Annotated in this window: 9 protein-coding genes and 1 pseudogene; 2 read left to right on the top strand and 8 right to left on the bottom strand. The window is 47.7% G+C overall.

From position 1 onward, the window contains the following. Window positions 1-227: 227 nt before the first annotated feature. The gene (locus ACLFKQ_RS08815) at window positions 228-527 is read left to right on the top strand and encodes a DUF1622 domain-containing protein (protein ID WP_448999407.1); all 300 of its coding nucleotides are present in this window, start codon (window positions 228-230) and stop codon (window positions 525-527) included. A gap of 26 nt (window positions 528-553) precedes the next feature. Here ACLFKQ_RS08815 and ACLFKQ_RS08820 read toward each other — a convergent pair whose 3' ends face one another. The 8 genes and pseudogenes from ACLFKQ_RS08820 to ACLFKQ_RS08855 form a co-directional block, all read right to left on the bottom strand. Continuing rightward, window positions 554-1,978, bottom strand: coding sequence for a BatD family protein (locus ACLFKQ_RS08820; RefSeq protein ID WP_448999408.1), 1,425 nt, complete (start codon window positions 1,976-1,978; stop codon window positions 554-556). After that, entirely contained in the window at window positions 1,975-3,630 is a 1,656-nt protein-coding gene (locus ACLFKQ_RS08825) for a vWA domain-containing protein (RefSeq protein WP_448999409.1), read from the bottom strand. Before ACLFKQ_RS08825 ends, ACLFKQ_RS08820 begins: the two co-directional genes overlap by 4 nt. An 83-nt stretch (window positions 3,631-3,713) precedes the next feature. Beyond that, complete coding sequence (locus tag ACLFKQ_RS08830) at window positions 3,714-4,760, bottom strand: vWA domain-containing protein (protein WP_448999410.1); 1,047 nt, start codon at window positions 4,758-4,760, stop codon at window positions 3,714-3,716. Window positions 4,761-4,891: 131 nt separating this feature from the next. After that, window positions 4,892-5,446 carry a DUF4381 domain-containing protein gene (locus tag ACLFKQ_RS08835; protein ID WP_448999411.1) on the bottom strand — a complete coding sequence of 185 codons (555 nt, stop codon included), beginning with the start codon at window positions 5,444-5,446 and terminating at the stop codon, window positions 4,892-4,894. Beyond that, window positions 5,443-6,357: a DUF58 domain-containing protein gene (locus ACLFKQ_RS08840; protein ID WP_448999412.1), complete on the bottom strand. Its 915-nt coding sequence runs from the start codon at window positions 6,355-6,357 to the stop codon at window positions 5,443-5,445. The genes ACLFKQ_RS08835 and ACLFKQ_RS08840 overlap by 4 nt, the downstream gene beginning before the upstream one ends. A 5-nt stretch (window positions 6,358-6,362) precedes the next feature. Beyond that, window positions 6,363-7,355 (bottom strand): AAA family ATPase, encoded by a 993-nt coding sequence (locus tag ACLFKQ_RS08845; protein WP_448999413.1) that lies wholly within the window; start codon window positions 7,353-7,355, stop codon window positions 6,363-6,365. Next, entirely contained in the window at window positions 7,336-7,485 is a 150-nt protein-coding gene (locus tag ACLFKQ_RS08850) for a hypothetical protein (protein ID WP_448999414.1), read from the bottom strand. Before ACLFKQ_RS08850 ends, ACLFKQ_RS08845 begins: the two co-directional genes overlap by 20 nt. A gap of 331 nt (window positions 7,486-7,816) precedes the next feature. After that, window positions 7,817-8,754: pseudogene (locus tag ACLFKQ_RS08855) on the bottom strand (IS5 family transposase). On the opposite strand from ACLFKQ_RS08855, the gene ACLFKQ_RS08860 reads away from it, so the two are divergent. Continuing rightward, window positions 8,672-9,997: a group II intron reverse transcriptase gene (locus ACLFKQ_RS08860; RefSeq protein WP_448999488.1), complete on the top strand. Its 1,326-nt coding sequence runs from the start codon at window positions 8,672-8,674 to the stop codon at window positions 9,995-9,997. The pseudogene ACLFKQ_RS08855 and the gene ACLFKQ_RS08860 overlap by 83 nt on opposite strands. Window positions 9,998-10,173 lie beyond the last annotated feature (176 nt).

Consider the following 10,173-nt stretch of genomic DNA (forward strand, 5'->3'; position numbering starts at 1 on the left):
TTGTATGACTCTGAAACTATCGGTAATCTATCCTTCAAACAAGATAACTTTGTATATCTAGTTACGAGTTTCTTATATGTTGCAGGTACCCTTTCATCAAAGCTTAAACACTTATTTTTTGTGGAGAAAAGAAGTTCATGGAGCTAATGGAGCGATTAGAAACTGCTTTAGCCAATGTTATTTTTATCTTAGAGTGACTGCTAGAAGCGATCGCGGTTCTTTGCGTCTTGTTAGGTCTTATCGCAACTTTACGGTTAGTTTTTACAATTACTCGCCGTCAGCAGATGCCGTTTCCTTCTTTATTGGTTCGCCTCCGCTTTGGTATTTGGCTAGCTTTGGCACTAGAATTTCAACTTGGAGCCGATATTTTAGCAACTACCATTACTTCCAATCTCGAAGCACTGGGTAAGTTAGCAGCGATCGCCGTAATTCGTACTTTTCTTAACTATTTCCTCAATAAAGAACTGGAAACAGTCTACGAGCTTCAGGAATCCGGTAGGGAAGGTCTATCTGAAATTACTAATTAAAAGATGGATGGAATAATTAAACCTGATTAGCTCTCTGTGTTTTGTCGAGTGACTGGATTTAACGGCGGTAGGCTGAAGGTAAAACTAGGGGAGTCAGGCAACTGTGGTAATTTAGATTTCCGGATTTGAGATAGTGCCTTCATTAGTGCCCGACCAGACCAAGCGGACGGAGACTCGGTGCTGTTTTGAGGGGCAAATAACCTATACTCTAGCTCACGAACGGCTTGGGTTAATGGCGAACTGTTTGCTCGCTCTAAAAAATTTTCTAAAATGACGGGATCTGGTGACGGTTGGATACTAGCCAACCAGGCTATCAATTGAGACCAAGTAGCCTCTGGGTCGTTGCTGAGGGAGGCATGACATAGTCGTTGCCATTGATATCGTTCCGAGTTCTGACGGTGCTGGCGAAAGCGCTGCCACTTAGCCTGTAGCGAGGAGCGAAAGTAAACCAGTACGCTGATAAGAGTCAACAGCCCCGCCAACCAAGGCAACAACCGAACGAGCAACTGCTGTGCTGTAGGTTTGACCCACACTTTCACCGCAGGGAGCGTATCCGTCTCCAATGATTGGGTGCGCGTGTCCCACCAGTAGATTGTCTGCTCGGGTAGCTGGTAATTCCCCGGCTGCTGGGCTACATAGGAAATGCGATCGCTACGACTGGCTTTAAACTGTCCGCGCTCAAATTGATTTGTTAGCTTGGGCGGGTCGGGATAGACCGACAGCCCCGGTATGTCGGTTACTGAGATTCCAGGCAACATAGCTACCAGGGTATCTGCTGCTGTCAACTTCACTGTGCGCTCTAAAATATCTCCCGTGTGAAGTTGTCGGAGTCGAGAGGGATCGGAAGTCCCCTGAATTTTCAGTTGAGTCTCTAGGTGAAGCTGAGGAGTAGCCACGATCGCGCGATCGCTCCGAACCGTTAAGTCGGGAGGTAGTCGAGCCAAAAAATCAACGCTCGGTGTGGATAGGCTGACCGGCTCATTAGTTGAGTTTCCCAAACGAGCGGGAACTACGGTCGGAGAGAGTTCGGGAATGACATAGCGACCGGGCAGTTGGGGAAATAGAAAATAGGTGCGCCGCTGACCGGCGTAGAACTTGCCATCAATCCTTTCGTTCAAGTTAATTGAGGCAGTGGGAGGCAGCAGCGCGATCGCGTCTTCTATTTGAATTTCGGGAAACTGGGGTGCTTTGGCAAACCAAGTATCTACAAACACATCTACTTGGAACTCTACCTGTTGACCGACTACGGGATGTTCGGGTTTCAGATTAGTTCGGACTAGTACCGATGGCGACTCGTCGGTGAATGACGATTCATCGGCTAATGCTGCCAGGGGATATCCGCCAACACTGATAAAGATAGAGATAATCAGCATAACGACAAACCCCGACCATAACCGTTTCATCAAGGAGAGGGCAAGTGAATAGGTTTTTTTGGCACTGGCAAATTTCATACGGCCTCCTCAGTCGCGGATTCTGACTCTAGCTGATAGCGGAACTTCTGCTTTAAGAAATCGGCGGGGGTGGTTTGCACATTTTGCAGCCACAAATCTGTCATGCCAATGGCACCAAGACCGTCCTGATTTGGTCGCGGATGGTCGTTTTCCCGCTCGGGCGGTGGCGTGTCGTCTTCAACTACCTTATCGGCTTTGAGGTCGCCCTCCTGTTCTTCGGGTCGCTGTTTGGCTAATTCCCGCTCCCGGTCTAATCGGGCTTGTACTAAGTCTCGATTGGCTTGGGCATCGGCATAGTCTAAACGCATACCCAGGACGCGATCGTAATATTTCAGCGCGGTTTTATAGTCCTCCTGCTGAGCGTAAGCATTGGCTAGGTCAAAATAGACCTCTGCAGTTTTGGGAGTAACTCGGGCGAACTGCTCTGTCGCCGCTTCAAAGTCTTCGTTTACATAGTAAGCTATCCCCTTCCAGAGCGGATCGGTAAACCGTTCGGCAGCCTCAGCATAGCGATCGCGATCGAGTAGCCAGCGCCCCTGCTGGTCGGGGGTGAGCCAGAGGTTGAGAAAAGAGTTAGGGAGGTTGGCGAGATAGAGAGGGGGATATGGAGGTTGTATTGATTCGTGTAGGGGAGCCGCGATCGCCCCCTGTGTCCACAACAAATATCCCAGCAAAAACCCGGCGAGCCATTGAATAGTCCAGCCCCGACGAAACCAGAACAGCATCAGTACCGCTAGAGGATAGATGAGCCAGTGACCTTCGTTACGCCAGCGATCGCTCTCTGATTCCCGTACCCGAGCTAAATGGCGCTGAATATGCTGATTCAGGCGACGAATGTCGGTAGTGTCGGCAGTAACTTCGGTGACATAAATTCCAGCCTGGCGGCTAAGGGCATCCAAACCCTGGCGATCGAGGCGACTATAGGTAGCGACGGAAGCGGCATCGGCGTTGGGGATGTTTCCCCCAGCAACCGTGCCAACCCCCAGGACAACCACGTCATTTTGGCTCTGACGCTGATAGTCGGTAAAAACCGCAGTCGAATCGGTACCGATGCCGTCGGTGACAAACACGATGCTGCCAGGAACGGTGGCTTTCGAGAGAGTAGCTTCAGCAACTTCGAGAGCCAAAGCGGGGGCATTTCCCGAACGAGGCATAATCTCTGGCGACAGGTCAGCCAGATACGTCTCAATAATGCGCCTATCTTCCGTGAGGGGCATGACTAAGTGAGCACTGCCTGCATAGGCGACCAAAGCCGTTCGCCCCGTGCTGCGCTGCGCCAACAAATCGCGAACTTTCTGCTTGCCCCGTTCCAATCGGGAAGGCTGAATATCGGTCGCCGTCATTGAAGAAGACAGCTCGATGGCGATAACTAAGGGGGCTTCATCCTCAGAAAACGGGGAGGGCTCCCGCTGCCAAGTGGGGCCTGCCAGAGCCAAAATCGCTAGTACTAAGGAAGCAACCAGCAGCCGATAGGGACGTAACTGTTGCTTCTCTATTGGTTTGTCTATCAAATAGGGCAACAAATTGGGGGCAATCAGCTTGTTCCACTGCGACTGTGCCTCCTGCTGATTTCGCAGTAAGAAAAACAGCCAGAGGGCAGGAATTAGGACTAACAGCCAGAGGGGATAGATGAAATGGAAGTTGAGAGACATAGCAGTGAAAGTGGTGGAAAGCGATCGGTAAGTAGGAGAATGGGGTCGTTTTCAGCCGACTCGATCTGGCGACGGTCTAAGCTCTACGCTTCACTTGCTTCTCGTCTACGTAACGCCATCAGCAAATGATAACCCAAAGTCAACAGCAGAACTCCAGCGAGGGGAATGGGAAACAGGTCGCGTTTGGGTTGGTAGGAACGGCTGTCAAATTCTTGAGGTTCGAGCTTGTCGAGGGTGTCATAGATGGTGGCAAGTCCTTCGCGATCGCTGGCGCGAAAGAACTGACCGCCAGTTTGGTCGGCGATGTCTTGAAGAGCCGCTTCGTCCAGTTTTTGTTCGCCGACGGTGGCGGGGTCGCCGATGGCAACGGTATAGATAACAATACCTTTTTGGGCAGCAATTTCGGCGGCTTTCGCGGGCGGTACTAGGCTGCCAGTGTCATTGCCATCGGTGAGGAGGATTGCCACTCGCTTTTCGGTTTGACTCGTTTCAAAAGTTTGGATGGCGAAGCCGATAGCATCTCCTAACATAGTTTGGGCTCCTGCCATTTTGCTTTGAGCTTCGTTGAGTAGAAAGCGGGAGAGGTCCAGGTCTTGGGTAAAGGGAACTTGCAGGTAGGCTTTAGTACCGAAGAGAATCAGTCCTAGGCGATCGCCCTGCCGTCGCTCGATAAAGTCATCCAGCACTAGCTTGACAGCTTGGAGACGATCTATGGAATTACCCTGCTCGTCGGTAAAGTCTCTAGCTTCCATCGACTGCGACAAATCCACCATCAGCATTAAATCCCGTGCCGATCGTACCTGAGTGATGGGTTCTCCGAGCCATTGAGGTTGAGCCAGGGCTACAATTAACAATCCCCAGCACAAAGGCACTAACAGCCGCTGCGCCCAGTTCGGCTTCAGGATCGAAGCTCCTTTGGTAGGAGTTTGACCGGTAAGGGAGACCAGGTTCTGAAAAAACGGCACCCGCAAACCCTCTTGGGGAGTAGCATAGGCGGGTGCCCACCGCCGCACGAGCAGAGGAAGGGGTAGGAGCAGGAAGAGATAGGGAAGGGCGAAAGTAAGCATTGAAGGATAAAAACGGATAGATGAGTTAAAGATGAATTTTGGCGCTCTTTCTCTAGTGACCATTTTTTGAATTCAAAATGCAAAATGCAAAATTTTGAATAAATAATTTAAAAATTGATTAATTGCTGGGTTTCAAGCCCCCGCTAATAGTAATGCGCGAATTTTTAATTGGTCATTTTGAATTGTTCTGACTGCTAGGGCTTAGTTCGGGGTCGAGCTTGGAGTCGGGTTTGATGGCTAGCAATCCAGTTACGAGCAGCGGAGATTAACCCGTTAACTACCAAAGCGCTAAGTTGGGCAATGGCTTCTGGAGGCTGATAGGGCAGTTGGGAAAGTAGGCGTCCGTCACCACGTATAAAGTCATCGCCGTTATAGGTGCTATCTAAAAAGGTCAGCCAGTCATCGCCATACAGTTGAGCTACCTGCTCCCGGGGATAGACTGTTAATGCCGTTCGTTTCAAGAGCGCTGGTAGTTCCCGTAGTGCTTCTGTCTTGGTACTCGATTGCCGGGAAAGCCGCTCTAGTTCCGCCAGTCGTTTCAGCGCAGCGCGACGATAGCGGTTTTGACGCCAGATGCGATAGCACTGAATGCCCCAAAGCATCAGACCGAGTAGTGCAACACCTGCGAGAATTGCCCAACCCACAGTCTGAGGTCGATAGTTGGGAGGCTCGGGTAAAGCGATCTCTCGCAACCCGTTAAGCATGTAGTTGCCAAAGCTAGGATCGGTTAATCTTTCGGCAGCAGTCATCGGCTTCCTCCTAACAGTCGTCTGAGTTGAGCGGTCACGTCTTCGCTAGTACTAATTTGCAACAAGGGAACGTCCTGTTTCAGCAGAATGGTTTTTCCCCTAGTCAGCCTTTCTTGAAACTGATTCTGATATCGCTGTCGCAGGGAAGTGTTATTGCTGTCGATCGCCAGTTGTCGCTCTCCATCGCTTAGGGTCAACCGTCCGGCTTGAGGTAAGGCGGTTTCTAGAGGATCGTAGATGAAGGCAACGATGACATCGTTGTGTTGGGAGAGACGGGTCATCAGGCGGCGAGTTTCAGCATCGGCTCCGTTGAGGTCGCCGACCAGACAGATTAGGTGGTCGTGGGTGACGGTCCGGACGGCTTCTGTCAGTGCCTGGTTGAGCATGGCAGGGTTGGCGACAATCTCCCGATCTAGCTTTAGAGCCTGATTTTTGGTAGCGATCGCCTTGAGAATGCGCATAACTCGCTCGCGACTGCGGTCGGGACGAATCTGCACTAAATCGGAGTCGTCGAACACGATCGCTCCCACCCGGTCTCCAGCATCTACCACACCCCAGGCAGTTAGTGCTGCGACCTCGGCAGCGGTCACCGATTTCATCGCCCGTTGGCTGCCGAAAAACATGGAGAGACGCTGATCGACAATCAGCAGCGTCGGGCGATCTCGTTCTTCGGTGTAGACCCGTGTATGGGTCTTGCCTGTACGGGCCGTCACCTTCCAGTCAATGGTGCGAATATCATCCCCCGGTTGATAGCGGCGCAATTCTTCAAAATTTAGCCCCCGTCCCCGCAGGCGAGAAGCATGACGACCGGCCAATAAACTGTTGATGGGCTGACGCGGTAAGAAGCTGAAGCCCCTGGCCTGATAACGCAGACGCGCCAGTCGGTCGAGGCTAATGTAAACGCCGTTCATCTTTCCTACACCACTGCCACTAATTTCACGATTTCCTCAACTACCCGATCGCTCGTAATCTGCTCCGCTTCTGCTTCATAGCTGAGAGCGATACGATGACGCAGCACGTCTTTGGCGATCGCTCTAACATCATCGGGGGTGACAAAATCGCGACCCTGCAGCCAGGCATGTACCCGCGATGCTTTGTCTAGGCCGAGAGAGCCGCGCGGACTAGCACCAATCTGAATCCAGGTGCGGAGCTCGGAACTATAGCGTTCTGGATAGCGAGTGGCAAATATCAAATCGGTGATGTAGGCTTCGATCGCTTCCGAGACATGGACATCCTCAATACCCTGACGGGCATCAAAAATCGCCTGTTGGGGTACCGTCACTTTTTCTCCCGGTCCGGCTTTCTGCTGTTTTTCTTCTCCTCGTACCAGACGAATTATCTGCTTTTCGGACTCCTCATCAGGATAGTCGATATAAATTTTCATCAGAAACCGATCCATTTGTGCTTCGGGTAGGGGATAGGTGCCTTCCTGCTCGATGGGGTTTTGGGTAGCCAACACCATAAATAAATTGGGTAGCCGATGGGTAGTACCAGCAACGGTCACCTGCCGTTCTTCCATGGCTTCTAGTAGGGCAGCCTGTACCTTAGCTGGGGCGCGGTTAATTTCGTCAGCTAGTACCAGGTTGTTAAAAATCGGTCCTGGCTGAAACTGAAAGGTACCGCCTTCTGGAGTGTTCTGGTAGATTTCCGTACCCGTGACATCCGAGGGCAATAGATCGGGGGTAAACTGAATGCGACTGAGTCCGGCATCTAAGGTCTTAGCCAGGCTCTTAACGGAGCGAGTCTTGGCTAGTCCCGGCAGTCCCTCTAACAGCACGTTGCCGTTAGACAGCAGGGCAATTAGTAGCCGCTCGACCACATAATTTTGACCGATAACGGAGCGCTGCATTTCAGCCTGGATGGTTTTGACTGCTTCAAGACTCGATTGGCTAGTAGGTGAGATAGTCATGGCTATTTTGGAGGCGATCGAGTATGGAGTTATTAAAGGAAAATAAAGATATCATTGTCAAGACTGCGGTGGCTATTTCCGATCTCGTTACGAACCACAACGTGTCTTCAGCAACAGTTACTTTATTCATTGCATTGTTCTCTAATTAAGTTAAATGGTTGCGATCTTGTTGGAGCGAGATTTAAATAGACTGGAATAGCAAAAGTTCCACCCTTTGCAGTTATACCTGAGTTAGTTTATCACTAAAAAATAGGCGTTGCACAACTGATGAATGATACCCGATTTTGAAACATGGAGAATTAATTGAAAAACTATCAAAAAATATCTACTCTAGATTGCATCATCTTGTAACTGTGCAACGCCGATAAATTTATGGAATAAATATCGAGCAGTCTCAATAGGCGTTGTTGCATGAATTAGAACAAGGCAAGAAACAAACGCTAAATCTAAAATTAATTAAATCATGAAGCAACAATGTAACTTTCTGGCTTGCAGAGTTGAATCATGCGATTAAGAGCGACACATTGTAAAAACAACTCCACCGCCTGATTCTCAAATTGGCGAGACGCTAGTTCCCCGCCAAAAGTGCATTTAAGTCGAAACATCGTCGTTTCTGCTATTGAGCGTCGATGATAACCACTTTCTCTTTTCCATTTTTTCCGTCCCATTTGACGAATTGCTCTCAAATTTTCATCTCTTGGTAACGGTGGTTTTTGACAGTTGCCATGCTGCTTGGTTTTGGCGTTTTTGCGAGGCGGAATAATAGCTTTAGCTTGCCTTTTTTGTATTGCTTCATAACATCTTTGTGTGTCGTAAGCCCCATCAGTAGATACTTGCTGAATATTATCTTCTGTTTCCTCTAAAATATCCTCCAAAACTTGAGAGTCGTGATAATCATTCGTAGTTGCTACAGCACTGACTATTTCGCCTGTCGCTTCATCTATTCCCAAATGCAGTTTTCGCCATGTTCGTCTTTTAGAAATTCCGTGCTGTCTAGTTTTCCATTCTCCCTCGCCGTATACTTTTATCCCAGTAGAATCTATGACTAAATGACGCGGGCGACTACTTTTTTTTTTCCACTGGCAACTCGATTTTCAATCTACCTAAACGTCTTGACACAGTACTATGGTCAGGAACAGGTAAATTAATGTTCATCAACTGCAATATTGATTCGACAAATCCCTGAGCTTGCCTTCCTGCCAACGAAAAGACACTTTTTATAGTACTCATTGTCGCGATCCCTTCGGGGTACGCGAAGCGTAATCGCAATGTCATTATAAGTTTTTGATGCTCCCCTTTTCCTTGTCTTCGACCGTATAAACCATTCAAAACTTTTAGATAAACTCAATACATTTCCTACCTGTAGGAGACAAATAAGAGCTTGGCTAAAAGCAGATATCTGTGATTTTGTAAATCACACCAGGACACCAAACCATCAGGGAACGCCCCAGGGCGGCGTTATAAGCCCACTCCTATCAAACATAGCCCTACATGGAATGGAAACACGAATTAAGGAATACGCTGCATCTTGGAAAGGATGTAAAAGAGATAACATCAATTCTATATCCTTAATCAGATATGCAGATGATTTCGTCATAATTCATGAAAGTCTTGAAATAATAAAACAAAGTCAAGAGATTATACAAGAATGGTTAGCCCAATACAACCTAGAATTCAAACCAGAAAAAACCAGAATGGTACATACCTTAGAAGAATTGAATGATACGAAACCAGGATTTAACTTCTTAGGATTTAACATCAGACAATTTCCAGTAGGAAAATATCAAACTGGAAAAAACACCAATGGAAGAAAACTAGGATTCAAAACGATAATAAAACCTTCAGAAGAAAGCCTAAAAAGTCACTACGACAATATAGCTAATACCTGTAAGGAATATAGGGCATCATCACAAAAAACCTTAATAGTCAAACTAAACCCAATAATAAGAGGATGGTGCAACTACTTTAAAACAGTAGCAGCTAAGTCATCTTTCTCAAAAATGGGAAGACTGACATATTTAAGGTTAGCTAGATGGACATACAGAAGACATCCAAATAAAGGAAAAAGATGGATTGTCAAAAAATACTGGACAAGCGAAGGAAAAGATAACTGGGTATTTGGAGATAAAAAAGGCTGTACCTTAATAAAACATACAAAAACAGCCATAAACTATCACACCAAAGTCAAAGGAGAAAAATCACCTTACGACGGAGATACATTATATTGGGCAAAAAGAATGGGTGAACACCCAGAACTTAAAACCCAAACAGCCAGATTGCTTAAAAAACAAAACGGCAAATGTAACTGGTGTAATCTCTCCTTTCAGGAAGACGATACTATCGAAAACGACCATATTACCCCTACAAGATTAGGCGGTACAAACTCAATAGATAATCGTCAACTTCTACATAAACATTGTCACGATATAAAAACCAAAGACGACCTTAAGAGCATTAAAGCTCACAAAAGGAAAAAGGAAAATCAAAAGCTAACCAAATGGTTTAATCAACTAAATTGGGTATGGTCTGATGACATTCCAACACTAGTCAATGGTGAGGTACTCATAAAAGAGCCTAAGAATAGAGCAGCCGTGTGCGGTGAAAGTTGCAAGCACGGTTCCGAAGACGAGTCGCTTCGGTGACGAAGCGGCTTAGTTTACCAACATAAAACTGTTGCCTATACAAGTCAACTGATAAATTGGCAGACTAAATGAATCGATAAATAGCTCATCAAAAGTAAGAAAAAAGAAGTAAGTATTAGATACCTGACGGGGTGACAACCCTGTGAGAAGTCAGACAGTGTAGGGAACAGAGACAA

Source organism: Myxosarcina sp. GI1(2024), from assembly GCF_053543375.1.

Excerpts from the sequence above, each read along its gene's own strand:
- ACLFKQ_RS08820 (WP_448999408.1), bottom strand. The coding sequence starts at position 1,978 with ATGAAATTTGCCAGTGCCAAAAAAACCTATTCACTTGCCCTCTCCTTG.
- ACLFKQ_RS08825 (WP_448999409.1), bottom strand. The coding sequence starts at position 3,630 with ATGTCTCTCAACTTCCATTTCATCTATCCCCTCTGGCTGTTAGTCCTA.
- ACLFKQ_RS08830 (WP_448999410.1), bottom strand. The coding sequence starts at position 4,760 with ATGGTCACTAGAGAAAGAGCGCCAAAATTCATCTTTAACTCATCTATC.
- ACLFKQ_RS08835 (WP_448999411.1), bottom strand. The coding sequence starts at position 5,446 with ATGACTGCTGCCGAAAGATTAACCGATCCTAGCTTTGGCAACTACATG.
- ACLFKQ_RS08840 (WP_448999412.1), bottom strand. The coding sequence starts at position 6,357 with ATGAACGGCGTTTACATTAGCCTCGACCGACTGGCGCGTCTGCGTTAT.
- ACLFKQ_RS08845 (WP_448999413.1), bottom strand. The coding sequence starts at position 7,355 with ATGACTATCTCACCTACTAGCCAATCGAGTCTTGAAGCAGTCAAAACC.
- ACLFKQ_RS08850 (WP_448999414.1), bottom strand. The coding sequence starts at position 7,485 with ATGAATAAAGTAACTGTTGCTGAAGACACGTTGTGGTTCGTAACGAGA.